General features: G+C 70.3%; 20 protein-coding genes. 12 read left to right on the plus strand and 8 right to left on the minus strand.

All coding sequences use genetic code 11. The features are described 5' to 3' along the window. Positions 1–175: 175 nt before the first annotated feature. Complete coding sequence (locus tag ACFWPA_RS02530) at positions 176–1,687, minus strand: acetyl-CoA hydrolase/transferase family protein (protein WP_378508497.1); 1,512 nt, start codon at positions 1,685–1,687, stop codon at positions 176–178. 167 nt (positions 1,688–1,854) lie between these two features. Here ACFWPA_RS02530 and ACFWPA_RS02535 point away from each other — a divergent pair, with 167 nt between their 5' ends. The 3 genes from ACFWPA_RS02535 (at position 1,855) to ACFWPA_RS02545 (ending at position 5,116) form a co-directional block, all read left to right on the plus strand. Further along, the gene (locus ACFWPA_RS02535; protein WP_378508496.1) at positions 1,855–2,322 is read left to right on the plus strand and encodes an FABP family protein; all 468 of its coding nucleotides are present in this window, start codon (positions 1,855–1,857) and stop codon (positions 2,320–2,322) included. 119 nt (positions 2,323–2,441) lie between these two features. After that, positions 2,442–2,846 carry a VOC family protein gene (locus ACFWPA_RS02540; protein ID WP_378508495.1) on the plus strand — a complete coding sequence of 135 codons (405 nt, stop codon included), beginning with the start codon at positions 2,442–2,444 and terminating at the stop codon, positions 2,844–2,846. A gap of 86 nt (positions 2,847–2,932) precedes the next feature. Then, complete coding sequence (locus ACFWPA_RS02545; RefSeq protein ID WP_378508592.1) at positions 2,933–5,116, plus strand: thiamine pyrophosphate-dependent enzyme; 2,184 nt, start codon at positions 2,933–2,935, stop codon at positions 5,114–5,116. Here ACFWPA_RS02545 and ACFWPA_RS02550 read toward each other — a convergent pair. Then, complete coding sequence (locus ACFWPA_RS02550; RefSeq protein ID WP_378508494.1) at positions 5,038–6,483, minus strand: ABC1 kinase family protein; 1,446 nt, start codon at positions 6,481–6,483, stop codon at positions 5,038–5,040. The genes ACFWPA_RS02545 and ACFWPA_RS02550 overlap by 79 nt on opposite strands. 171 nt (positions 6,484–6,654) lie before the next feature. Here ACFWPA_RS02550 and ACFWPA_RS02555 point away from each other — a divergent pair, with 171 nt between their 5' ends. Together ACFWPA_RS02555 and ACFWPA_RS02560 are read left to right on the plus strand one after the other, a co-directional pair. Continuing rightward, positions 6,655–8,109: a DUF4185 domain-containing protein gene (locus ACFWPA_RS02555; protein WP_378508493.1), complete on the plus strand. Its 1,455-nt coding sequence runs from the start codon at positions 6,655–6,657 to the stop codon at positions 8,107–8,109. Positions 8,110–8,147: 38 nt separating this feature from the next. Continuing rightward, entirely contained in the window at positions 8,148–8,633 is a 486-nt protein-coding gene (locus tag ACFWPA_RS02560) for a hypothetical protein (RefSeq protein ID WP_378508492.1), read from the plus strand. Between the two features lie 77 nt (positions 8,634–8,710). On the opposite strand, the gene ACFWPA_RS02565 is transcribed toward ACFWPA_RS02560, so the two are convergent. Beyond that, positions 8,711–9,181, minus strand: a complete 471-nt coding sequence (locus ACFWPA_RS02565) for an alpha-isopropylmalate synthase regulatory domain-containing protein (protein ID WP_378569581.1) — start codon at positions 9,179–9,181, stop codon at positions 8,711–8,713. Between the two features lie 340 nt (positions 9,182–9,521). Between ACFWPA_RS02565 and ACFWPA_RS02570 the strand changes: the two genes are divergently transcribed. Continuing rightward, the gene (locus ACFWPA_RS02570; RefSeq protein ID WP_378508490.1) at positions 9,522–10,283 is read left to right on the plus strand and encodes a hypothetical protein; all 762 of its coding nucleotides are present in this window, start codon (positions 9,522–9,524) and stop codon (positions 10,281–10,283) included. Between the two features lie 67 nt (positions 10,284–10,350). Here ACFWPA_RS02570 and ACFWPA_RS02575 read toward each other — a convergent pair whose 3' ends face one another. Beyond that, positions 10,351–10,992: a YdcF family protein gene (locus ACFWPA_RS02575; RefSeq protein WP_378508489.1), complete on the minus strand. Its 642-nt coding sequence runs from the start codon at positions 10,990–10,992 to the stop codon at positions 10,351–10,353. Positions 10,993–11,104: 112 nt separating this feature from the next. Then, positions 11,105–13,324 carry an MMPL family transporter gene (locus ACFWPA_RS02580; protein ID WP_378569582.1) on the minus strand — a complete coding sequence of 740 codons (2,220 nt, stop codon included), beginning with the start codon at positions 13,322–13,324 and terminating at the stop codon, positions 11,105–11,107. Between the two features lie 129 nt (positions 13,325–13,453). Here ACFWPA_RS02580 and ACFWPA_RS02585 point away from each other — a divergent pair, with 129 nt between their 5' ends. From ACFWPA_RS02585 to ACFWPA_RS02600, 4 genes are all read left to right on the plus strand, one after another. After that, positions 13,454–15,196: a cholesterol oxidase substrate-binding domain-containing protein gene (locus ACFWPA_RS02585; protein WP_378569583.1), complete on the plus strand. Its 1,743-nt coding sequence runs from the start codon at positions 13,454–13,456 to the stop codon at positions 15,194–15,196. A 52-nt stretch (positions 15,197–15,248) separates the two neighbouring features. Then, on the plus strand, positions 15,249–16,349 hold the full coding sequence (ald, locus tag ACFWPA_RS02590; protein ID WP_378569584.1) for an alanine dehydrogenase: 1,101 nt from the start codon (positions 15,249–15,251) through the stop codon (positions 16,347–16,349). A 33-nt stretch (positions 16,350–16,382) separates the two neighbouring features. Next, positions 16,383–17,183 (plus strand): crotonase/enoyl-CoA hydratase family protein, encoded by an 801-nt coding sequence (locus tag ACFWPA_RS02595; RefSeq protein WP_378508485.1) that lies wholly within the window; start codon positions 16,383–16,385, stop codon positions 17,181–17,183. Between the two features lie 79 nt (positions 17,184–17,262). Then, the gene (locus tag ACFWPA_RS02600; protein WP_378508484.1) at positions 17,263–17,865 is read left to right on the plus strand and encodes a ribonuclease H; all 603 of its coding nucleotides are present in this window, start codon (positions 17,263–17,265) and stop codon (positions 17,863–17,865) included. A 13-nt stretch (positions 17,866–17,878) separates the two neighbouring features. Here the strand turns inward: ACFWPA_RS02600 and ACFWPA_RS02605 are convergent, their stop codons facing one another. Together ACFWPA_RS02605 and ACFWPA_RS02610 are read right to left on the minus strand one after the other, a co-directional pair. Then, positions 17,879–18,790 (minus strand): amidohydrolase family protein, encoded by a 912-nt coding sequence (locus ACFWPA_RS02605; RefSeq protein WP_378508483.1) that lies wholly within the window; start codon positions 18,788–18,790, stop codon positions 17,879–17,881. A 314-nt stretch (positions 18,791–19,104) separates the two neighbouring features. After that, positions 19,105–22,587 carry an indolepyruvate ferredoxin oxidoreductase family protein gene (locus tag ACFWPA_RS02610; protein ID WP_378508482.1) on the minus strand — a complete coding sequence of 1,161 codons (3,483 nt, stop codon included), beginning with the start codon at positions 22,585–22,587 and terminating at the stop codon, positions 19,105–19,107. Between the two features lie 158 nt (positions 22,588–22,745). On the opposite strand from ACFWPA_RS02610, the gene ACFWPA_RS02615 reads away from it, so the two are divergent. Beyond that, a complete protein-coding gene (locus ACFWPA_RS02615; protein ID WP_378508591.1) occupies positions 22,746–23,258 on the plus strand; it encodes an Lrp/AsnC family transcriptional regulator in 513 nt (170 codons plus the stop codon). A gap of 14 nt (positions 23,259–23,272) precedes the next feature. Here ACFWPA_RS02615 and ACFWPA_RS02620 read toward each other — a convergent pair whose 3' ends face one another. After that, positions 23,273–23,647: a WhiB family transcriptional regulator gene (locus ACFWPA_RS02620; RefSeq protein ID WP_378508481.1), complete on the minus strand. Its 375-nt coding sequence runs from the start codon at positions 23,645–23,647 to the stop codon at positions 23,273–23,275. Positions 23,648–23,808: 161 nt separating this feature from the next. On the opposite strand from ACFWPA_RS02620, the gene ACFWPA_RS02625 reads away from it, so the two are divergent. Beyond that, positions 23,809–24,747, plus strand: a complete 939-nt coding sequence (locus ACFWPA_RS02625) for a DNA-3-methyladenine glycosylase family protein (protein ID WP_378508480.1) — start codon at positions 23,809–23,811, stop codon at positions 24,745–24,747. Positions 24,748–24,833 lie beyond the last annotated feature (86 nt).

Below are 24,833 nucleotides of genomic sequence, written 5' to 3' on the forward strand. Positions count from 1 at the left end.
TGGGTGCCGATCTTTGCCGTGTCGGTCGGCGCTCCCGCGCCGACCGTCCGAGCCGACCTCGGCCCGGGCCGTCCGGTCTCGAATGCCCGCGCCCGGGCACTCGGCTGGACGCCCCGGCACCCCAGCTGGCGGGACGGTTTCGTGACCGCCAACGGCTGATCACGCCCCGGGCGGGCTATCGGAGCATCGACCCCGTCGCGGTGAACCGCTCGTGGAACGAGAACGCCTCACCGAGCAGGTGCGGGGTGTGCCCAACGCCCGGCTGCGCCTGCGCCCGGGCCAGGTAGTCGTGCAGCATCGGCCGGAAGCTGGGATGTGCGCAGTTGTCGATCACCAGTCGGGCACGTTTGCGGGGGGAGAGCCCGCGCAGGTCCGCCAGCCCCTGTTCGGTGACGAGCACCTGCACGTCGTGCTCGGTGTGGTCGACGTGCGGCACCATCGGCACGATCGACGAGATCTGACCGTCCTTCGCGGTGGACGGGCTCAGGAACAGTGACACGTACCCGTTGCGGGCGAAGTCACCTGACCCGCCGATGCCGTTCATGATCCGCGTGCCCATCACGTGCGTCGAGTTGACGTTGCCGTAGATGTCGGCCTCGAGCATGCCGTTCATCGCGATGATCCCGAGCCTGCGCACCACCTCGGGATGGTTGCTGATCTCCTGGGGTCGCAGCGTGATGCGGCTGCGGTAGAAGTCGATGTTGTCGGTGAGCTCTGCGAGACCCTTCGCGGACAGCGCCAGCGAGGTCGCCGAGGCATGCGCGACGGTGCCGTCCTTGATCAGCCGCAGCATCGAGTCCTGGATGACCTCGGAATAGCAGGTCAGATTCCGGTAGCCACCGCGGTCGAGGCCGCCGAGGACCGCGTTCGCCACATTGCCGATCCCGGCCTGCAGCGGCAGCAGGGTGTCGGCGGGCAGGCGCCCCGCCGTGACCTCGTGCGCGAAGAAGTCGACGACGTGCCCGGCAATCGCGAGGCTCACCTCGTCGGGTTCGGTCAGGGCGCTGGCGCTGTCCGGGGTGTTCGTTTCGACGACGGCCACCACCTTCGCCGGGTCCACCCGGAACGTCGGCTGCCCGATCCGATCCTCCACCCGGGTCAGTTCGAGCGGGGTGCGGTGCGGTGGGAGCGCGGTGCCGTAGTAGATGTCGTGCATGCCCTCCATGGCCGTCGGCACCCACGAGTTGACCTCGAGGATGATCCGGTCGGCGACGTCGAGCCAGGTCTTGTTGTTGCCGACGGATGCGGACGGGATCAGGTCGCCGGACTCGGTGATGCCGGAGATCTCGACGATCGCGACATCCACCCGGCCGTAGTAGCCCTCCCACACCTGCTGCGCGACGTGCGAGAGGTGGATGTCGACATAGTCCATCCGGCCGTCGTTGATCTTGCGGCGGGCAGTCGGCTCCGACTGGTAGGGCATCCGCAGCGCGATGCCGTCGATCTCGGCAAGGGCCCGTTCGGTGTGCGCGGACACCGAGGCGCCGGTGAGCAGATTGATGGTGAAGTTTGAGCCCTCCCCGCGCACGCCGTGGATCCGCTCGGCCAGCGCGGGGATCACGGCCTTCGGGGTGCCTGCCGAGGCGAAACCGCTGATCGCAACGGTGTCGCCCGGGTGAATCTGCGCCGCTGCGGCAGCCGCCGTTGTCACCTTGGCTGCGAAGGTGGAGTTGTGGATCCTGCTCACGATCTGCTCGTTCCCTGCGTGGATGTGATGTTTAGCAGGGCTAAATGCTATCGGCCGCCGATCACCGCCCCGATGGTGGCCCACCTCACGCACACGCCACCGGTCGGGCACAATGCCGACAGCAGCGGGCGTCGAAACCCGTGATGCAACCGAGCCGGAGGTGGCACATGGGCGGGACGATCGATCCACTCGGCGAGCTGGGCGTCTTCGCGGGGACCTGGGTCGGCGGCGGCGACGGCCACTACCCGACGATCGACGACTTCTCCTACGAGGAGGAGATCGACTTCACCGCGACCCCGGGCAAGCCGTTTCTCGCGTACCGTTCCCGCACCTGGTCTCCCGGCCGGGAGCGGCCGATGCACACCGAGAACGGCTACCTGCGCAGGGCAGGCGATGCCATCGAACTGCTGGTCACCCAGCCGACCGGTTTCGTGGAGATCCAACGCGGCGACCTGATCGACGGGGTGCTGGACCTGACGCCCGTCGCGCTCGCCGCCTCACCCGACGCCAAACCCGTCCACGAGATCCGCCGCCGGATCACCGTCGACGGTGACGCGCTGTCCTACGACCTGTGGATGGCGCACGCCGACACCCCGCTCACCCACCACCTGACGGCGCGGCTCCGGCGGGCCTGACGGCCGTACCCGGCCCGACTTCTCGGCGATGAGTTTTCGTGACCGGGGCGGTCTGTACATCCGAGACCCCAACAACCGAGGATGGAACCAGGCCTCGCTCAACGGAAACGGAGCACCCGATGTCCCGTATGTTGTTCGCCAATCTGCCGGTCAGTGACGTCACCGCCACCCGAAAGTTCTTCGACGGACTCGGCTTCGAGTTCAACGACCAGTTCTGCGACGAGCAGACCGCCTGCCTGGTGATCAACGACCAGGCGATGGTGATGCTGCTCGAGGAGCCGAAGTTCCGGGTCTTCATCGCCGACGACATCTGCGACACCAGCTCGGCCCGTGAGGTGCTGTTATGTGTGTCCGCGGACAGCCGCGAGGAGGTCGACACGCTCGTCGACGGGGCGATCGCGGCGGGCGGCAGCGCCTGGATGGAGCCGCACGACAACGGCTTCATGTACAGCAGGGCGTTCCGTGACCTCGACGGGCACGTGTGGGAGGTCATGTGGATGGACATGCAGGCCGGCCAGGACTGAACACGCCCGACGACCCCGTCGGCGCCCACTTCGCCGCCGCCGTCCGCTCGACGACGGCGGCGCCGGGTGCGGCCCCGGCGGGGTTCGTGCGTCCCGGGTCGGGGCTGACGGTGCAGCGGTGCCTCGACCTGTTCGATGCCCAGCTCGTCAGCAGGCACCTCGACCTGGCGGCGCGCAGGCTGCGCGCCGCCGCGCGCGGCTACTACACGATCGGATCGGCGGGGCACGAGGGCAACGCCGCGGTCGCCGCGGCCCTGCGGCCAACGGACCCCGCTCTGCTGCACTATCGTTCGGGTGCCTTCTTTCTTGAACGTGCACGCCAGGTCGGTGGCCGCGACCCGGTGCGGGACGTGTTGCTCGGTGTCGTCGCCGCCGCCGCCGACCCGATCTCGGGTGGCAGGCACAAGGTCATCGGCCGCCGCGACCTCGCGATCATCCCGCAGACGTCCACCGTCGCCTCCCATCTGCCGCGCGCGGTCGGGTTGGCCTTCGCGGTCGAGCGGGCCGACCGGCTCGGGGTGCAGTCCGAATACCCGGCCGACGCGGTCACGGTGTGCAGCTTCGGTGACGCCTCCGCGAACCACTCGACCGCGGTCGGCGCGATCAACGCCGCCGCCAACCTCGCGCACCGCGGCCTGCCGCTCCCGCTGCTGCTGGTGTGCGAGGACAATGGGATCGGTATCAGCGTGCCCACCGCGCCGGGATGGATCGCCGCCGCGTACTCCGGCCGGGCGGGACTCGAGTACGCCACCGCCGACGGATGCGACCTCGCCGACACCTACGACGTCGCCGTCCGCATCGCTGATTGGGTTCGCGCACACCGGCGTCCGGCGTTCCTCCACCTGCGGATGGTGCGGCTGATGGGGCACGCGGGCTCCGACGTCGAGTCCGCCTACCGGACGCCAGCCGCGCTCGCCGCCGACCTGGAACGGGACCCGCTGATCGGGACCGCGCGGCTGCTGATCGGGGCGGGCGCACTCCGCCCCGACCAGGTCCTGCGCCGATCCCGGGAGGCGGGGGAGCGGGTTGCGGCGGCAGCCGATGCGGTGTCGCGGGCCGCGCCGCTGCGCACCCGCACCGAGGTGACCGCCCCGCTGCGCGCCCCGGCTCCCGCGGTCGTCGCAGGCCACGTGCGGCAGCTGCGCGCATCGGCAGAACTCGCGCCGCCGCCGGACGCGGCGCTCACAGTGGCGCGGACCGTGAACCGGGCGCTCGCGGACATCCTCGCCGCCGACCCCGGCGCGCTGGTGTTCGGTGAGGATGTCGGCCGCAAGGGTGGCGTGTACGGGGTGACCCGCGGACTCGCCGACCGGTTCGGCGCGGCCCGCGTCTTCGACACGCTGCTCGACGAGCAGGCGATCCTCGGCCTCGCCGCCGGCGCGGGGCTCGCGGGCCTACTGCCGATCCCCGAGATCCAGTACCTCGCATACCTGCACAACGCGGAGGATCAGATCCGCGGCGAGGCAGCAACATTGGGCTTTTTCTCCGGTGGGCGGTACCGCAACCCGATGGTCGTTCGGGTCGCCGGATACGGCTACCAGGAGGGGTTCGGCGGGCACTTTCACAACGACGACGCCGTCGCCGTGCTCCGCGACATCCCCGGCATCGTGGTCGGGTCCCCGGCCAGGCCCGACGACGCGGCCGCAATGCTGCACACCTGCGCCGCTGCGGCCCGGACGTCCGGCGCGGTGTGCGTGCTGATCGAACCGATCGCCCGCTACCACACCCGCGACCTGCACCAGCCCGGCGACGGCGGCTGGCTGGCACCGTATCCCGGCCCGGACGTGCACGTGCCCATCGGTGCGGGGCGCACCACCGGCGCCGGTACCGACCTGACCATCGTCACGTTCGGCAACGGCCTGTACCTGAGCCTGCGCGCCGCGAAAGCGCTCGAACGCAAGGGGATCGGGGTGCGGGTGCTGGACCTGCGCTGGCTGGTACCGCTGCCGGTGGCGGACCTGCTGCGGGAGGCGGAGGCCACCGGCCGGGTCCTGGTCGCGGACGAGACCCGCCGCTCCGGCGGGGTGTCGGAGGGTGTGCTCGCCGCCCTCGTCGACGGCGGGTTCACCGGGACGATGGCCCGGGTCACCAGTGCCGACAGTTTCGTCCCGCTCGGCGACGCGGCCCGCCTCGTCTTGCTCTCCGAACACGACATCGAGGCGGCGGCGATCGGGTTGGTGCGGGGCCGGGATCAGTCCTCCGGCAGCGTGACGCCCAGCTCGTCCGCCCGCCGGGCCACCTCCTCGGGAAAGACGTTGCGGAACAGGTAGAGATCGCTGCCCATCACCCAGCCGGGTGCCATCCGCGTCGCGTACCGCTCGAAATAGCCGAGCTGCTTGCCGAACAGCACCAACTCCTCCGGGCTCGCCACCCCCCACTGCCTGCCGATCGTCACCAGCGCCATGATGAGCGAGCTGAGCTTCAGTTCACCGAGATCGTTCGCGAACACCGGCGCCAGCACCGCGCCGACCTGGGCGCCGATCTCCGCGTCGGACGCGTCGAGGTCCGCGGTGTAGCCGAGTGCCCGGATGCCGCGGGCCACCGGGGCGTAGTCGCCGTCAAGCAACGTCGCGTGGAACATGTCCCGCAGGATCGCCCGCCATTCCTGCGGCAACTCGCCGACGATGCCGAAGTCGAGCAGCGCGATCCGGCCGTCGTCGAGGAGCCACAGGTTGCCCGCGTGCACGTCGCCGTGGAAGGGCCCGTGCAGGGTGATCGCCTCGATCCATGCCTTGACGCCGCGGCGGATCAGCAGCCGGGTATCCGGGCCGGTCGGCGGCTCCGCCGACTCCGCGTCCTCCGCGGCGTCCGGCCCGGTCTCGATGCGGTCGAACGGGAGGCCGCGCATCCGTTCCATGCAGATGACGCGCGGGCCGCAACGGTCCCAGTACACCTCGGGGGCGGTCACCCACTTGTTGTCCCCGAACGTCCACAACGCGTCCCGGAACCGGGTCTGCCGGTCCGCCTCGACGGCGCTGTTCAGTTCCGTCATCGTCGCGTTGTGCAGGTCCCGAATGATCGCGGTGGCGTTCGCGATCCGGAAGAACTCGTGCACCCGTTCCAGCTGCCGTGCACCCCAATACGCCGTCCGCAGGTCGAGCAGCATTCGGTGCCGGATGCCCGGACGCTGCACCTTGATCACCGCCTCCCTGCCGTCCGGCAGCACGCAGGCATGCACCTGCGCGACCGACGCCGCAGCCAACGGCACGTCGTCGAACTCGGCGAACAACTCGTCCATCGGAGCGCCGAGGTCGGCCTCGATCACCCCCCGCGCGGCGGCGGCGGACACCGGCGGGACGTCGTCGAGGCAGCGCAGGCACGCATTCGCGAGCGGCGCAGGGAACATCCCGGACGACGACGCCATCAGCTGACCGAGCTTGACGAAGGTGGGGCCGAGCACCTCGAAGCCGTTGACGAGGCCCTCGGATGCGGCGTCCGCCCAGCCCATGTTCCGGCGGGTGAACGGCTTGGTGACCGTCGCGAACAGGGCACAGCCGAGCAGGACCACGCCGACCACCAGCGCGCGCAGCAGCTGCGCGGGGCCGAACCGGTCCAACGCCGGAATGTGGACGGCCAGGGCGTCCGCGGGTGGCCCCGATACATAGGGGCCGCCCTGGCGCGGTAGGGATTCGGGCACAGTCAACCTCGCTTCGGTTCCAGCCCGTCACACTAGGCGGGCGGGTGCGGTTAGTCGATGGCCGGTGACCGGCCGTCCAGCCTGTCCGGGGACCGGCCCGCGAGGCGCGCCGGAAACGTCCGCTGTGCGCGGGTCCGCATCATCGGGCACGCTGACAGCAAGGAGGTACCGATGCCGAAACGGGTCCCGGTCGTTGCTGCGGTGTGTGCGCTGGTCGCGGCCGGTGCGGTGACCGGCGGCGGATACGTCGCCGGTGCCGCACCGGTGGTCGGGACCGGTCCGTGCGCGACGGATCCGCCGGCCGAGCACGAGTCGATCATCCCGAAGAAGCTCGACATCCCGATCCCGTACCCGTGGGTGGAGCCGGTGCCGTATCCCGCACCGGAATCGCCCGCCGTCCGGATCAACCCCGATCCGCTGCCCGCCGATCCCTGCGTCAACCCGTGCCCCGACCTGACCGACGTCCCGAACCCGCCCGGCGGGCTGTCGTCGACGCTCGGGGTGCCGGAGATCGGCGTCGACTTCAACCCGTTTGTCTTCGGGATCCCGGTGCCCGGACCCGACCGGGGGCCCGCGCCGGAGCCGCCGCCGACCGTGCACCCGCCGACCCAGACGGCACCCGTCGCGCCGCAGCCGCCCACCCCGCAGGTCCGCGACGTGCGGATGGTCGCGAAGGTGACCGGCGCGAGCTCCACCAACCGCACCGACAAGCGGTGGCAGATCAACGGCACCGACCTCGGCATCATGTGGGAGTCCGAGCCGGGAACGGTGGCCGTCGCCTTCGGGGACACGGTCGGCCGTGGATTCCACCCGCCCGGCGGCCAGGGCGAGGACTGGCGCAGCAACGTCCTCGGATTCAGCACCGACCGTGACCTCGCGGACGGGATGACCATCGACACCTTCGTTCAGGACAGCCGGTGTCACGCCGCGGAGGTGCTCAGCAGCAGGAAGATCGACAACGTGGAGATCACCACGATCCCCACCTCCGGGTTCGCGGTCGGATCACGGCAGTACCTGAGCTACATGTCGATCCGCACCTGGAACAGCATCCCGGCCACCTGGTTCACCAACCACGGGGGCCTTGCCTACTCCGACGACGGCGGGCAGACCTGGACCAAGGATCCGCACGCGAAGTGGGACAACATCTTCGGCGTCTCGAACTTTCAGGTCGCGGCGATGGTGCCGCAGGGCGGGTACGTGTACATGTTCGGCACCCCCAACACCCGGCTCGGGGAGGTCGCGCTGGCCCGCGTCCCCGAGGACCAGGTGCTGAACACGTCCGCCTACCAGTACTGGACGGACGGCAACTGGACCGCGGTCGGGGGTCCGCACGCGGCGACCCCGATCGTGCGTGGCACAGCGGCCGAGCTGTCGGTGCGCTACGACGAGGGGTCGGGCCGCTGGCAGATGTCGTACCTGGACACCGCCCGGACCGGGATCACGCTGCGCGCGTCCGACTCGCCGCAGGGGTTGTGGTCGGAGCCTGCCCGGCTCGTCGGCGTCGAAACCTATCCGGAGTTGTACGGTGGCTTCATCCATCCGTGGTCGACGGCCGACGACCTGTATTTCATGCTGTCGACCTGGTCCGACTACAACGTGTACCTGATGCGTGCCGAACTGGACTGAGCAACAGTACCTTCGGCGCCCGAGACGAGGAGTCGACCGTGCAGCAGTGGCCGAGCGAATGGCCGCGTCCGGCGAAGGGCATCGCCTCCGCGATCGATGCCGCGGTGACCGCAGCGGGCGCCGCCGACGCCCCCGCGTTCGGGGCGGCGACGACCGAGCTGCTCCGCTGGGAGCCCGACCAGGTGCGCGCGGTGCTCTCGGCGATGGTCCGGGCGCTGCTCGAGGACGTCCATCCCGACGGTCTCACCGGGGAGGCGGTGCAGGCCGTTCTCGAACGAAGCGCCAGGGCCGCCGCCGGGTGGCTGCCGACTCTCGACGTCGGCGCCCTCGCGGTGGTGCTCACCGGCTCCCTCGGCCTCACCGACTACGACGAGGACACCGAGCGGATCGGGTGGCCGGTGATCGCGCCGCACGCGCTGCTGGTGACCGCCGACCTGCTCGCGGCAGCACAGACACCCGCCGACCGCCACCTGCGCCGCGCGATCGGGGAGATCGCCCGCGCGGAGACCGTCGAAATGCCGTAGGTGCGCTCCGCTGCGCTCCGCGCCGGTGCGTGATGTGTACCCCGGTAGGGGTGCACATCACGCACAGTCCGCGGGGGTCAGCCGTGCAGCAGGTTGGCGCCGGCGATCATCGCCTCGACCGACGACGCGGTGGCGTCGTGCCCGAAGCCGACCGCCCAGTGCCGCCGACCGTCGTGCTCGCACAGCAGGAAGGTCGCGGTCCGGTCGTCGGCGATGCGCAGCTGGTGGAACGACAGGATCTCCAGTTGAAAACCGGCGTCGTACAGCATTGCCGTCAGCGCAGACACCGGACCGGACGCCTCCGCGGTCGCCTGGTGGATGGCGTCGCCGATGCCGAGGGTGGCCTTGAACTCGCACCGTCCGGCGCCGAGCGGGGCCACCGACCAGCGACCGAACCGGATCGGGCCGTTCGAGGGGGAGTAGGTGGCGAGGAAGGTGCGCCATCCCATGCCCGCGCAGTCGGCGCGCATCTCCCGCGGCAACGGCATGCCGAATCGGGCCGAGAACGGGTCGGTGATCGGGTGAGTGGTGTTCGCGATGGCATTCATGGGGGTGGTCTTCCTGGATGGAAAGGGAGGACCAACGCGTAGCTCAACGACCCGCAGCGAGGGGTCGGTCCGAATCAGACCCCGCTACGGCGGCGAACTACGAGAATGCGCGTCATGGCGCCCCATCTTAGGCGTCGATGCGGGCCGACGCAACCGGAGCAGGCGCGGAGACGTGATGGCGGTCACTGGCATTCATTATGAACAATTGACACAGAACTGGACATCTGACCGATACAGTTGGCGAATCCGACTTCCCAGGTAGCGGCCCATGTGTCGACAGGCGGCAACGGGGCAGCGAACCCGGGGGCGTCGGTGTGAGACCTTGACCTGGAGGAAATGCATGTCCCGCTCTTCGCTCCGTCGCGCCGCGTCCGTCGTCGCCGCGACCGCCCTGCTCGCCGGTGGCCTTGCCGTCGGCGCCGGCACCGCCACCGCGGCACCCGAGTCCGACAAGACCAGCGCCGCGGCCGCCGCGCAGAAGCCGCACACGGCCACCAAGACCACCGACAACATCACCGTCACCCGGTCCGTGGTCGGGGACGGCACCGTGGCTCCCGGCCAGAAGGTCACCCTCCGCACCACCCTCTCCGTGAACAACGCCCTCGATCGCTACATCACGAAGATCAACGACTTTCATCCCGAGGGCTTCCAGTACGTCAAGGGCAGCGCCAAGGTCACCGCATGGCACCTGATCGGTGGTAGCAAGGCCGAGTCGGTCACCCCGCAGGTCGACGTCAACGACAAGCGCGTCACCGTCACCGACGCCGGATGGCTCATCTCGAAGACCGGCTCGAAGACCCTCACCCTCGACGTCACCTACCTGGTGCCGAAGTCCGCCGAGGCAGGCGACGTCTTCGACACGGGTGTCGGCTTCGACGTGTCGGGCTTCGGCACCACCCAGAAGTTCAACCCGATCGGCGCGTTCGTCACGGTCCGCAACCTCAACCCCGGTGAGGCCGTGTCCACCGGCTCCGCCGACCTCGGGTTCGGCTCGTCGGACGGCGAGGGCGGCACCACCGGTTCGGCGGGCTCCGCCATCATCGAGAACCCGTCCGGCTTCATCGCCGACGTGATCAGCGGCGTCATCAGCAACGGCAGCTGACAACCGCACGTGAGGGGCCGGACCGGGCGATGCCCGGTCCGGCCCCTTCGTCGTTCAGGCGGGCGGCTCAGTGCGGCGCGACGACCCCCGCGATCGGGATCCTGCCCGCGACGGCGGTCCGGAAGTCGATCATGGCCCGTTCCAGGTGGTCGGGCGAGGTCACCACGACGGCGCCAGCGGCACCGCGATCGGCGAGGATGGAGTTGGTGTTCCGCGCGTTCTCGACGGTCGAGCGCGAGGTGCCCTCCTCGGTGATCCGGAACCAGGGGACGCCGTTCGCGACGAGCCATTCCCGCATCGCGCGGGCCTCGGTGACCCCGTTCCGCGGCACCCCGCCGCTCACGATGATCGGTGACAGCGGATACCGGTTCGCGACCTGAAGGGCGGCCTGCAGCCGCGACACCAGTACCGGACGCATCGTGCCGTCCGGGAACAGCCCGGCGCCGAGCACCACGATGTTGGTGCCGAGCTGGTTGAGGTCGAGATTGACCGGGAACTGCGTGGTCAGGGTCTCGGTCTGGGTGCACCCGACGATCGCGGCCCGGACCGGGGACTGACATCCGCCGATCGTCGACAGGACGCCGTTGACCAGGGTGGTCGGGGTGATGTCGGCGTGTGCGGTGGCAGGCAGGGTGGCCGCGGCTGCTGCGGTGATCAGCGCGGACAGGGTGAGACGACGCAGTCGGTGCGAACGGAAACGTGGCGGCATGACACTCCTTTTCGTGTGGAGAACTCCCCCGACGGAAGGTGGTGACCGTGACCGAGTGTGCCGCAGTGGCGGCGATTCTGCACGGGGTATGAAAAGACCGGCGCGTCGCGGGTCAGTGCCCGGATCGGGACAAGGCGGACGGCCACCAGATCCGCCTGCCGATGTCGTGCGCGAGCGCGGGCACCAGCACGCTGCGGACGATGATGGTGTCCAGGAGGACGCCGAACGCGACCGCGAACCCGACCTCCGCGAGAAACACCAGCGGGAGCACGCCGAGGACCGCGAAGGTCGCGGCGAGCACGATGCCCGCGGAGGTGATGACGCCGCCGGTGACCGCAAGGCCGCGCAGCACCCCGGACCGGGTGCCGTGCCGGTGCGTCTCCTCGCGGACGCGGGTCATCAGGAAGATGTTGTAGTCGATGCCGAGCGCGACCAGGAAGACGAACGCGAACAGCGGGAACGCGGGGTCGGCCCCCGCGAAATGGAAGACATGGGCGAAGAAGAAGCCGCACACGCCAAGCGTTGCGGCAAACGAAAGCACCACCGTCGCAATGAGAATCACCGGAGCAAGCAGCGCCCGGAGGAGCAGTGCCAGCACCACAAAGATGACGACAAGCACGATCGGGATGATCACGTTGCGGTCCCGCACCGACGCGGCCTTGACGTCAACGGTGGCCGCGGTATTGCCGCCGACCAGCGCGTCGGCGCCGGGAACGGCGTGCACCGCGTCCCGCAGTCGGTGGACGGTGTCCATGGCCTCCGGTGAGTCGTAGGCGTCGGCGAGTGTCACGTTGACGATCGTCCGCCCGTCGATCGGTGCGACGGTGAGAAGGTCCGGGGGGCAGCCTGTTCGGGCGTCGCCGCCGGTGCCGGTGCCAAGTTTCGCCAGCTGTGCCAGTTTGGTGTAGTCGATCTGCAGGCACACCGATCCCGGTCCGGGGGCGACTCCCGGAGTGGCTGCCGCGGCAGCCATCACGGCATCGACGGCGTCGGCGTTCGTCACGATCACCGCGGGCGCGCCGGTGCCGGGATCGAAGTGTTCGTCGTAGATCCGCTGGCCCGCAACGGCGTCGGGGGTGTTGGTGAAGTTCTCGGAGGAGGTCAGGCCGCCGGTGTTGAGGCTGCCGATCCCGACAGCACACAGGATGACGAGCAGGGCGGTGGCCCCGATCCACGCGGGCCGGTCGCGGCGGCCGACGGCCGCGGCGATCCGCCCCCACATGCCGTGGGTGGCCAGATCCGCGGCCCGGTCGACACGGGGAATCCGCGGCCAGAACACCCACCGGCCCGCCAGCGCGAGGAACACCGGCAGGAACGTCATCATCACCAGGTAGGTGCAGCCGATTCCGATCGCCGCGACCGGCCCGAGGCCCTTGTTGGAGTTGAGTTCCGAGAAGCCAAGGCACAGCAGGCCGAGGACCACCGTCACGGCGGAGGCCGTGATCGCGGGCGCGGATTCGCGCCACGCCCGGATCATGGCGTCGAATCGACTCGGATAGCGGTGCAACTCCTCGCGGTAGCGGGCGATGAGGAGCAGGGCGTAGTCGGTGCCTGCGCCGAGGACGAGCACCATCAGGATGCCCTGGCTCTGCCCGGTCAGGGTCAGGACGTCCGCCTTCGCGAGAAAGTAGACGAGCATCGACGACAACCCCAGTGCCAGACCGGCCGAGAGCAGCGGGAAGAACCACAGCACCGGGGAGCGGTACACGACGAGCAGGATCGCGATCACCACCAGCACCGCGGCAAGCAGCAGGGTGCTGTCGAGCCCCTCGAATGCGTCGATGAACGCCACCAGCAGTCCGCCGGGGCCCGCAGGCAGCACCTCGAGGTCCGCGGTCGCTGCCGCCTTCGCTGCGTCCATCACCTGCTGCTCGGTGTCGGCGAGACGGTCGCCGCTGACGTCGGCCCCGTTCGACTTCGCAACGAGGGGGACGTACAGCGCGGCGGTGGTGCCGTCCGTCGAGTACTGGGTGGGGGTCATCCCGGTGGCGTCGACCCCGTCCACCCCGGCGACGGCCGCGGCGGCCCGCGCGATCGACGCGCGGTCCTGATCGGTGAGCGGGCCGTCCCGATGGAAGACGACGAATCCGGGGATGGTCTGGACGGTGACGAATTCCGCTGCCTCGTTCGCGGCAAGGGTCGACTCCGCGGACCCGGGCAGGAAGGAGGCGTTGTCGTTCTTCTGGACCTCGGCGAGTTTGCCCTGGTAGGCGCCGCCCGCGCCGCCGACGAGGAGAACCAGGATGGCGACCGCGACGAGTGCGACGACCGGCCACCCGCGGTGCGGTGCCGGGGGCGGAGCCGGGTCCGCGCCCGCGTCCAGGTCCGTCATGGCGCCTCCTCGAATGGGGTTCGGGCAACACCGATGCGCTCCAGTACAACACGCGGGTGCGGAGGTCGCCCGGTCTCCGCATCCGCCATTTCGACGCCACTGGCATCGAAATGATCTATGTTGTTCCCCATGACTGGACCGGAGCTCACCCGGCGGGGCTTCCTCGCCGCGGCCGCGGGAGCGGCCGCGCTGACGACCACGGGCTGGGCGCCCGCCGCCGCGCGCTCCTCCGACGCCCCCGGCGTCACGCTGCCGCCCCCGCCCGACTTTCCCGACGGCATCCCGCTGTTCCAGCAGGGCTACGAGAACTGGGTTCGCGAGATCGTCTTCGACGACGTGTGGACGTGCACGCCGGCGGACGCGCGGGACGTCGTGCGGCTGGCCAACTGGGCGCACGCCCACGGATACCGGCTGCGGCCGCGCGGCACCATGCACGGCTGGAGCCCACTGACCCTGGTTCCGGGCCAGAACGTCGAGAAGGTCGTCCTCGTGGACACCCTGACCCGGCTGAACCACGTCACGGTCGCGCCGTCCGCCGAACCCGGCCGGGCCACGGTGACGGCAGGGGCGGGAGCACTGCTGATGTCGGTGCTGACCGCACTTCAGGACAACGGGCTGGGCTGGGCCAACTCGCCCGCGATCGGGGAACTGTCAATCGCGGGCGTCCTCGCGATCGACGCACACGGCGCCACCCTTCCCGCGGACGACGAAGCGGCCCTCCCCGGTGCGTCGTTCGGCTCGATCAGCAACCTCGTCACGGCACTGACGGCGGTGGTGTGGGACGACACCCGCCGCGCATACGTGCTGCGCGAGTTCCCGCGTGCCGACCCGCGGATCCGGCCGCTGCTCACCCACCTTGGCCGGGTCTTCATCACCGAGGTCACGCTGCAGGCCGGACCGAACTACCGGCTGCGCTGCGAATCGCGCACGGACATCCCGTGGCGCGAACTGTTCGCTCCGCCCGGATCTCCCGGTCGCACCTTTGAGCGCTTCGTCGCCCGATCGGGCCGGGTGGAGGCGATCTGGTTCCCGTTCACCGACACCCCGTACCTCAAGGTGTGGACCCCGACCCCGACCAAGCCGCCGCAGTCGCGGGAGGTGACCGGGCCGTACAACTACCCGTACTCCGATTCGATCCCGAAGCCGCTCACCGACCTGCTCGGCCAGATCGTGTCGGGTGTCGGATCGGCGACCCCGCTGTTCGGTCAGACCCAGCTGGCGACCTTCCAGGCCGGGCTCGCTGCCACCGGCGGCCACGACCTGTGGGGCTGGTCCAAGGACGTCCAGTTCTACCTCCGGGCCACGACCCTGCGGATGACCGCCGGTGGCGGGGTGGTGGTCACCAAGCGGGCCAACATCGCCCGCGTCATCCACGAGTTCGTCAGCTGGCACCACGCCCGGCAGCAGGAGCTCCGAGCCCAGGGTCGGTACCCGATCAACGGGCCGTTCGAGGTCCGGCTGTGCGGACTCGACGACCCGACCGAGGTGACGGTGGAATCGTCCGGCCCACCGACGATCTCGGCGCTGCGGCCGCGCCCCGACCATCCGGAGTGGGACACCGCGATCTGGATGAACGTCGTCGGCGTCCCGGGGACACCGGGGATGCCCGCGTATTTCCGCGAGATGGAGCGGTTCATGCGGAGCAATTACCGCGGTGACTACGCCACGTTCCGGCCGGAGTGGGCCAAGGGGTGGGCGTTCACCGACGAGGCGGGGTTCCTGGACCCCGAGACCATCGAGGCGGTGATCCCGCAGACCTACCGGGACGGCGTTCCGGTCGGCGACGACTGGGACTCTGCACGCGCCGAGTACAACGACCTCGATCCGCATCGGATCTTTTCGAACCCGTTGTTGGACAGACTGCTTCCCTAGCATACTGGTGGAAGGCGCCACCCGAGATCACCACCGAACCCGAGGTACCACCATGAGGATCGGAATCCCCCGCGAACTCAAAAACAACGAGTACCGTGTCGCTGCCACCCCCGCAGGGGTCAACGCACTCGTCGACCGTGGGCACCGGGTGCTCGTCGAGACCGGCGCGGGCGCCGGGTCTTCGCTGGCCGACCGGGACTACCGCCTCGCTGGCGCGCACATCGCCCCCGATGCGGACTCCACCTGGGCCGATTCCGACCTGATCCTCAAGGTGAAAGAACCGGTCCCCGAGGAGTATTCACGGTTGCGTGGCGATCAGGTGCTGTTCACCTATCTGCACCTTGCCGCGTCCCGCGAATGCACCGATGCGTTGCTGGCCGCAGGCACGACGGCGATCGCCTATGAGACCGTCCGCACCGCGGACGGAACCCTGCCGCTCCTTGCCCCGATGAGCGAGGTCGCTGGCCGGCTCGCGCCGCAGGTCGGTGCCCATCACCTGATGGCATCCTCCGGTGGGCGCGGCGTGTTGATGGGCGGTGTTCCCGGTGTCCGCCCGGCGGATGTCGTGGTGCTGGGTGGCGGTGTCGCCGGGCAGAACGCGACGGCGATCGCGGTCGGGATGCACGCCGCCGTCACCGTCCTCGACGTCAACCCGGCGCGGCTGCGGGAACTCGACGCCAGCTACGACGGCCGGGTCCGTACCCTCGCGTCCACCCGCTACGACCTTGAGCGGGCCGTTCTCGACGCGGATCTGGTGATCGGCGCGGTCCTGATCCCCGGTGCCCGCGCCCCCAAACTGGTGTCGAACGAGCTGGTCTCCCGGATGCGGCCGGGGTCGGTGCTGGTGGACATCGCCGTCGACCAGGGCGGGTGCTTCGAAGACACCCATCCGACCACGCACGATGCCCCCACGTTCCCGGTGCACGAGTCGCTGTTCTACTGCGTGGCCAACATGCCCGGCGCGGTGCCGCGGTCGTCGACGTTCGCGCTGACCAACGCGACCCTGCCGTATGTGCTCGCGCTCGCCGACCGGGGCTGGCGCCGCGCCACCACGGAGGATCCGGCGCTCGCTGCCGGCCTGGTCGTTCAGGGCGGCGGCGTGCGGTCCGCTGCCGTCGCGGCGGCGCACGGCTACCTGGTGCAGGTCGCGTAGCGGCGGCGGCGTGCTCGCCCTACGGTGAGACCCATGAGCGGCGCGATCGACATCCGGCGGGACGGCGGCATCGTCACCTGGACGATGAACCGGCCCGAGACCCGCAACGTCATCTCCGAGCCGGACATGGTGCAGGCGTTCGAGGACGCCATCGCCGCGGTCAACGCGGACGGCACCGTCCGCGTCGTGGTGCTCGCCGCGAACGGGCCCGCCTTCTCGTCCGGCGGCAACGTCAAGCACATGCGGGACCGCGCGGGAATGTTCGGGGGCGCCCCCGCCGAGGTGCGGGACGGCTACCGGCGGGGCATCCAGCGCATCCCGCTGGCGCTGTACCACTGCGAGGTGCCGGTGATCGCGGCGGTGGGCGGCCCGGCCATCGGAGCGGGCTGCGACCTGGCACTGATGTGCGACATGCGGGTCGCGTCGTCCGCGGCGCGGTTCGCGGAGAGCTTCGTCAAGCTCGGCCTCATCCCCGGCGACGGCGGCGCCTGGCTGCTGCCCCGCGCGGTCGGGTTGGCGCGGGCCGCGGAGATGGCGTTCACCGGCGATGCGATCGACGCCCAGACCGCACTCGACTGGGGCCTGGTCTCGCGGGTCGTCGACCCCGACGACCTGGCGGCCACCGCGCAGGCCCTCGCCGAGCGGGTGGCGGCGAACCCGCCGCAGGCGCTGCGGATGACGAAGAAGCTGCTCCGCGAGGGCCAACACCAGAGCCTCGAATCGCTGCTGGAACTGTCCGCGGCGATGCAGGCGCTTGCCCACCACACCCGGGACCATCACGAAGCCGTCGCGGCAATGCTCGAGAAGCGCCCGCCCGAGTTCGTCGGCGAGTAGGCGGCGCCGCGCGCGCCAGGAAAGTGGGATCGGCCACCCCCGCCCCGTTTGTCGGTCCGTCACCGTAAGGTGTACAACCGTGATCATCGTCAGTACGGACGGCTCCTGCCTGCGGAATCCCGGTGGCGCGATCGGCTGGGCCTGGGTGAATCATTTCGGCCCAAGCAGGTCGGGTGGCGAGCGGTCGGGGACCAACCAGATCGCCGAGTTGCGCGCGCTGCTTGAGGCGATCCTGGCGCATCCCGGTGACGAGCCGTTGCTGATCGAATCCGACTCGCAGTACGCGATCAAGTGCGCATCCGAGTGGGTGGCAGGCTGGAAGCGGAAGGGGTGGCGCACCTCGTCCGGAGATCCGGTCAAGAACGTCGACCTGATCCGCGATATCGACCAGGCGCTGGCCGACCGGACCGGGCCGGTGCGGTTCCGGTGGGTCCGCGGCCATGTCGGCAACCACTACAACGAGGAGGCGGACCGGCTCGCCGGTGAGGCCGCCCGCGCCGTTGCGGCAACGGCCGTGCACACGCCGACCCGGACCGCGCCGCACGTCCCGTCCGCGGCGCCGGTGGCCCCCGCCTCGCCCGCGAAGAAGACGCGCCAGCGCCGGACGCCGGCAAGGGCAGCCGAATCCGAGCCCGGCCTGTTCGACCTGCCCGCCGATGCGAAGGAACTGACCCTGTTCTGAGCGGGATTCGGTGTCAGAGACCGAATATCCGGGCCGCATTGTCGTGGCACACCCCGCGCACCCATGCGTCGCCGATGCCGAGACGCGCGACCGCCTCGAGCGCGTGCACGTACGGGTACGGAATGTTCGGGAAGTCGCTGCCGAACAGGATCCGGTCACCGAGGTCCCGCAGGCGTCCCGCGTCGGCGGGATCGGACGGCGCCAGGTCGCCGATGAAGTCGGTGAACGCCATCGTCGTGTCCAGCATGACCGACTCGTACCGGTCGGCGAGGTCGAGGAACGCCGTGTACTCCGGCATTCCCATGTGCGCGATGACCAGCGGCAGCCGGGGGAACCGGGCCAGCAGCGTCTCGATCCGGTCCGGACCGGTGAATCGCCCCGGCGCCGGGCCGGAACCGCAGTGGATGACGATCGGGGTGCCCGCATCCTGCAGTTGACCCCAGACCTCGTCCAGCAGCGGATCGTTGGGATCGTAGTCGCCAACCTGAATGTGCGACTTGAACACTCGCGCGCCGGAGGCGAGGGCGTCGGCGACATAGCCGGGGGCGCTCGGTTCCGGGTAGAAGGTGCTGGTGTGCAGGCAGTCGGGATTACGTGCCGCGAACTCCACCGCCCACTGGTTCAGCCAGGCGGCCATGTCCGGCTTGTGCGGATAGATCATCGACGTGAACGCGTGCACGCCGTACGACCGCAGCCGGTCCAGCCGGACGTCCTCGTCGTGCCGGTACTGGATCGGCCACACCACCCCGGTCAGCGGCCCGGCGGAGTCGAAATACGCCCACACCTTGTCCATCACCTGCTTCGGCATGAAGTGGGTGTGCACATCGACGATGCGGTCCAGTCCGTGGTCGTTGCGGAAACGGACCACCGCATCGACGTCGGCCTGCCGGTCGTCCGGGGTCGTGGTGTCGGGTGTCTCGCACATGCCCTCCACCCTGCCAGGCGGCAACCGGCCTCGGCCGGACGGTCGACAGCGGCGGCTGTCGGCAATACCGTGACGGGCGGTCCGATTCATCCTGGCGGGCCGACCCGACGAAAGGACACCCATGCTCACCACCGTGATCAACGCGATTCTCGGAGCCACCGGCAACGTCGCCGCGGGCAGCAGCGGATACCAGATCCAGCCGGGCACCCTGCCGTTCGGCAGCTGACGGGTTTCCTCCGATCCGTCGAACGGGCGGCTACCGGGCGGGCCACTCGGCCGATGCTCCGGTAACCGCCCGTTCGGGGATGGGCGGGTCAGAACGCGACGCCGAGGTCGCGCATCCGCTCCCGGTACACCTCGACGTTCCCGAGCTTGACGGATTCGTAGCCGCGGACCAGGTCCGGCAGCCCCGCGATCTCGACGGCGCGGTCGTAGCCCTCGGCGGTCAGCGTGCCCGCCAGCCCCCGCACCGTCGCGGTGTAGTGCGCGAGCAGTTCGCGCTCGACCTTCCGGACGTGGGCGTAGCCGAACGGATCCAGTCGGGTGCCCCGCAGCACCTTCCCCTTCGCCAGGACCTTCAGCGCCACCTGAGACTTCGGTCCGAGGCCGATCTTCGTGCTGCGACCGAGCGCCCGCAGGGCAGGCGGGTGCAGCCGGTAGGTGAGCTTCGCCCCGCCAGGAACCTGATCCTGCACGGCCGCGACGAAGTCGGGATCGACGAGCAGACGCGCGACCTCGTACTCGTCCTTGTATGCGGTGAACTTGTACAGGCCACGCGCGACGGCCTCGCTGAACTCGGTGCGGTCGGTGACCGCGCGTTCCGCCGCCCACACCGCCTGCACCGCATCGACGTACCGGCGGGCGACCGCCTCCGACTGGAAGTCGATGAGTTGTCCGGCGCGCAGCCCGACCAGACGCCGCACCTCCCCGTCGACCGACGTTCCGGAGAGCAGGTGTGCGGGAACGGGTTTCGGTGCGCGTTCGGCGCGCTGGGTCGCGGCACGGAAGTCGTCCGGCGCGGCGACCGCGGCCCGACCCCACCGGAAGGCGGCGATGTTGGTGTCGACGGCGACCCCGTTGATCCTGATCGCCTCCTCGATCGCCCCGGCGGGCAGGCGCAGCCCGCCGCTCTGGACGGCGGCGCCGATCAGCAGGAAGTTCGCGGCCGCGGTGGTGCCGAACAGGACGTCGGCGGCGGCCAGCGCGTCGAACGAGGCCATCGATGCCGACACGGATCCCAGCCGGGCCACGAGCAGCTGCTCGTCCGGATGCCGAACATCCTTGTCGTACACCATGTCCCCGGTCGGCGTCCGGCTGGTGGATGCGACGACGGCGGTGCTCGCCGGGTCGCCGTAGCCGAGGTTCTTCGGGTCGGCGGCGGTCAGCAGGTCGAACGCGATGATCGCGTCGGCGCTGCCCGGGGTGAGCCGGTTCGACGGCTCCAGCGCCCCGGTGGAGAAGCGCAGGTGCGAGACCACCGGTCCGGCCTTCTGGCTCAGGCCGATCTGGTCGAGGGACTCGACCTCGTAGCCGGCGCGCAGCGCGGCCGTGGCGAGCACCTGGTTGACGGTGACGATGCCGGTGCCGCCGATGCCGACGAGGTAGACGTTCCGGGTGCCGACCGGCGCGGGCAGGTCCGGTGCGGCGACCGCGGGCGGGACGGGCCGGGACTTCCCGGCCAGCGTGCTCGTCCCCGGTACCTGCTCGGCGGTGACGAACGATGGGCAGTCGCCGTCCAGGCAGCTGTAGTCGGTGTTGCAGGAGGTCTGGTCGATCCGCGTCTTGCGGCCGAACTCGGTCTCGACCGGCTGCACGGACAGGCAGTTCGACTTGGTGCCGCAGTCGCCGCAGCCCTCGCACACCGCCTCGTTGATCACCACGCGGGTGGTGCGCGCGGGCAGGGTGCCGCGCTTGCGCTGCCTGCGCGCGTCGGCCGCGCAGTGCTGGTCGTAGATCAGCACGGTGACGCCCTCGACGTCGCGGAGCATCCGCTGCGCCTCATCGAGCCGGTCCCGGTGCCACAGCAGGGTGCCCTTCGCGAGCTGCTTCCTGTTATGCCGCTTGGGTTCGTCGGCGCAGATGACGATTCGCTTGACGCCCTCGGTGGACAGCTTGTGCGTCAGCTGCGCGACGGTGAGCATGCCCTCGGCGTCCTGGGCTCCGGTCATCGCGACGACCTCGTTATAGAGCAGCTTGTAGGTGATGTTCACCCCGGCGGCCACACACGCCTGCACGGCGAGCTGGCCGGAATGGAAGAAGGTGCCGTCGCCGACGTTCTGGAACAGGTGCGGAATGTCGGTGAACGGGGCCTGCCCGATCCACTGGCTGCCCTCGCCGCCCATCTGCGTGAGCCCGGTGACCGCGCTGTCCTCCCGGTTGGAGATGGTGACCATGGTGTGGCAGCCGATGCCGCCGCCGCCGATCGACCCCTCCGGAAGCGCGGTGGACCGGTTGTGTGGGCAGCCGCTGCAGAAGTACGGGGTCCGCGTGGTCGGCAGCACCTCAAGCGAGAGTTGCGGCGGCAGCGGCCTGGTCAGTTCCACGACATCGCGCAGGACGCGGCGCAGCGGGCCGAGCAGCCGTCCTGCGGTCAGCTCGCCGTCGACCGGCATCAACGGGCTCCCCGCGGAGTCCTTCTTGCCGAGGATCTGCGGGGCGTGGTCGGTGCCGTAGAGGATCTCGCGGACCTGGGTCTCGACGAACGCGGTCTTGTCCTCGACGACGATGACGCGGTCGAGGCCCGCCGCGAACTCGCGGACCCGGTCGGCGCCGAGGGGGGTGGGCATCCCGATGCGCAGCAACCGGATTCCGGCGCGGTGCATCGCCTGTTCGTCGACACCGAGATCGAGCAGCGCCTGGCGCAGGGCATCGAACGTGGTTCCGGTCGCGGCGAATCCGATTCGCGCGGCGGCCGGGTCGACCTCGACGACGTCCAGGTGGTTGGCGGCACCGTAGGCGCGGACGATCTCGGCCCGCGGGCCGTACAGGTCGGCCTCCGCGATCACGCTGTCCGTCGGGACGGCCATCGGCCGCTGCAGGTACGTGAACGGCCGCCCCTCCCAGTCGATCTCGGGGACGGTGATGTCGAGGTTCGAGACCGATCCGTCGACCGTCCACGCGCCGTCGGCGACATCGGCAACGATCTTGAGCGCGACGATGCACCCCGACGCCCGGGACAGGGCGATGCCGTGCACGCCCAGCGTCACCAGTTCGGCGGCGTTCCGGGGGAACAGGACCGGAATGCCGAGGGCGGCGAGGGAGCGCTCACTGACCGCGGGCACCGTCGACGACTTCGAGGCGGGGTCGTCGCCGACGAGCAGCAGCATGCCGCCGCGGGCGCTGACCCCGTACATGTTGGCGTGCCGCAGCGCGTCGGTCGCGCGGTCGACGCCGGGGCCCTTGCCGTACCAGACGCCGACGACGCCGTCGTGGGTGGCGGTGCCGCCGAACGGGGTCAGGTCGGCCTGGCTGCCCCAGACCGCGGTGGCGGCGAGTTCCTCGTTCAGGCCGGGAACGAAGGTGATGTCGTGCTCGGCGAGCACCGTCGGCATGCCGTGCAACATCTTGTCGACGCCACCGAGGGGGCTGCCCTGGTAGCCCGAGACGAAGGTGGCGACGCGGTGTCCCGCGCGGAGATCACGCAGGTGCTGCTCGACGAGCAGGCGGGCGATGGCCTGGACACCGGTCAACAGCATCGGCCCGGATCCGGGCCGGTAGCGGTCGTCGAGGTCGTAGGGCGTCGCGACGGCGGCGCCGGGGGTGACGGCGGTGCCCGGGCGATCGTCGAGTTCGGTCATCTGCGGTCACCTGTTCCTTGCGCTGTATCGTCACCGGCGACATTTCGTTCGCTCGGTGCAGCAATAATTGGTCCGGGTGCAGGGGGCGTCAACAGTTGCCGAAACAGCGTGACAGGATGACTAGTTGTGATGCGCATCACTCTCGGGAGGTCAGCATGGTGATCAGTATCGACAAGCTCGACGCGGCTCTGCTCCAGGAGCTAACCGACGACCCGCGTGCCCAGATCATGGACCTCGCAGGTCGGCTGGGCGTCGCCCGCAACACCATCGCGTCCCGGATGCGGCGACTCGAGGAGTCGGGAGTGGTCACCGGGTACCGCCCCGAGGTGGACCTGCCGACGCTCGGGTTGCCGGTGCAGGCGTTCGTCGGTGCCGAGACCGTGCAGGGCCGGTTGCAGGCGGTGATTGAGGACCTGCGCGCCATCCCCGAGGTGCTCGAGGTGCAGACCACCACCGGCCGCGAGGATCTGCTGATCCGCATCGCGGCACCGTCACACGAGGAACTCCTCCATGTCCTCGAGGGGATTCTGAGCGTCGACGGGGTCGCCCACACGTCCACCACCCTCGCGTTGACGACGCCGGTGAAGTACCGGACGCAGCCGCTGGTGGATCACATCACCAGGGAGGCCGGGCACGGGCGGTCCGCCGCCTCCTACCGGGCCGACCCGTGACATCGCGAATCTGCCTACTTCCCTGAGACTTTCGTCATATGGATGAGGCGGGCGGGCGCGGTGCGGTATCCCTCGCGGCCGACCGCGATCGGCTCGGCGCCGGGCCTGCGGGAGAGCGCGATCCGGGTCAGTACCGCCAGCCGGTCGGGTCCGGCGACGTGCCCCAGGTCGACCCCGGCCCGGATGCCGTGCCGGTCGTCGCACGCGCGGGCGTCGTCCGCGCACTGTCCGCGGACCGGGCAGTCCACGCACAGTGCGGCGACCCGCGCCGTCGTCTCCTTCGACGCCCGCACCGGCGGGAACCACCACTCCTGCGGGGTCTGCGCGCAGTGCCGGTCGGGGTCGAGGTACCAGCTGTCGTAGGTCGATCCGTCCATCACGGTGCTCATCTCGTCCTCCCGCTCCCCGCGTCGATCGCGGGTCCGGTGGTCAGCCTTCGGCACCGGACCCCGGCCGCGACAGGGCCGAACGTCCCGGGCCGGACAGGGCGTTGCATGACGTCCGCCACTGTGTGGCCGGTCACGGCCGAGGACGTGCCTATCGTGGAGTCATGTCCGTTGCCGCCTCCGGGTGGGGCGCGTCGGTGGAGACCGTCCACCGAAGTGACCGCCCGCTGCTCCTCGCCGCGTCGCTGTCGACGCTGGGGCGGGGGCGCGCCGACCCCTGCCATCGGGTCACCGCGGACGGTGCGCTGTGGCGGACGTCGCTGATGCCGACGGGGCCGGTCAGCTACCGGCTCGTGCAGCAGGATGCGACCTCGGTGCACTGCCGGGCGTGGGGCGAGGGCGCCGTCGAGTTTGTCGACAGCCTGCCCGACCTGCTCGGTGAGTGCGGCGCGGCAACCGATTTCGCGCCGGAGCATCCCAAGTTGATCGAGGCGCATCGCCGCCTTCCTGGGCTGCGGATCCCCCGCACCGGACGGGTATTCGAGGCGCTGGTGCCCGCGATCCTCGAGCAGAAGGTGCACGGCATCGCTGCCCACGCGTCGTGGCGCAGGCTCGTCGCCGCGCACGGTGGCGTCGCACCCGGTCCCGTCCCTGCGGGGATGCGGGTGCCGCCGCCCGCGCCGGTGTGGCGCCGCATCCCGTCGTGGGAGTACCACCGCGCCGGTGTCGACCCGAAGCGGTCCCGCGCCATCGTGACCGCCGCCGCGGTCGCAGACCGGCTCGAGCAGGCGGTGGGGATGAACCCGGGTGATGCCGAGGCCCGACTGCGGGTGGTGCCGGGGATCGGGCCGTGGACGGCCGCCGAGGTCGCGCAGCGGGCGCTCGGTGACGCCGATGCGCTGTCGGTCGGCGACTTCCACCTCGCCGCCGTCGTCGGCTGGTCGCTGCTCGGGCGGCCCCTCGACGACCCCGGCATGGTCGCCTACCTTGAGCCGCTGCGGCCGCACCGGTATCGGGTGATCCGGCTGCTGGAGGTGAGCGGCCAGGCCGTCAAGCCGAAGTTCGGGCCCCGCACCCCGGTGACTGATCATCGTGATCGCTGATTCGGGCGCATCGGCGGCCTGATGAGCACCAGATTCGGGAGGAGCTGCGCTGTCGGATCATCACATGGAGAATCGCTCCATCGGCC

Origin of the sequence: Rhodococcus sp. NPDC058505 (genome assembly GCF_042720095.1) — a bacterium.
Classification (GTDB): domain Bacteria; phylum Actinomycetota; class Actinomycetes; order Mycobacteriales; family Mycobacteriaceae; genus Rhodococcus_G.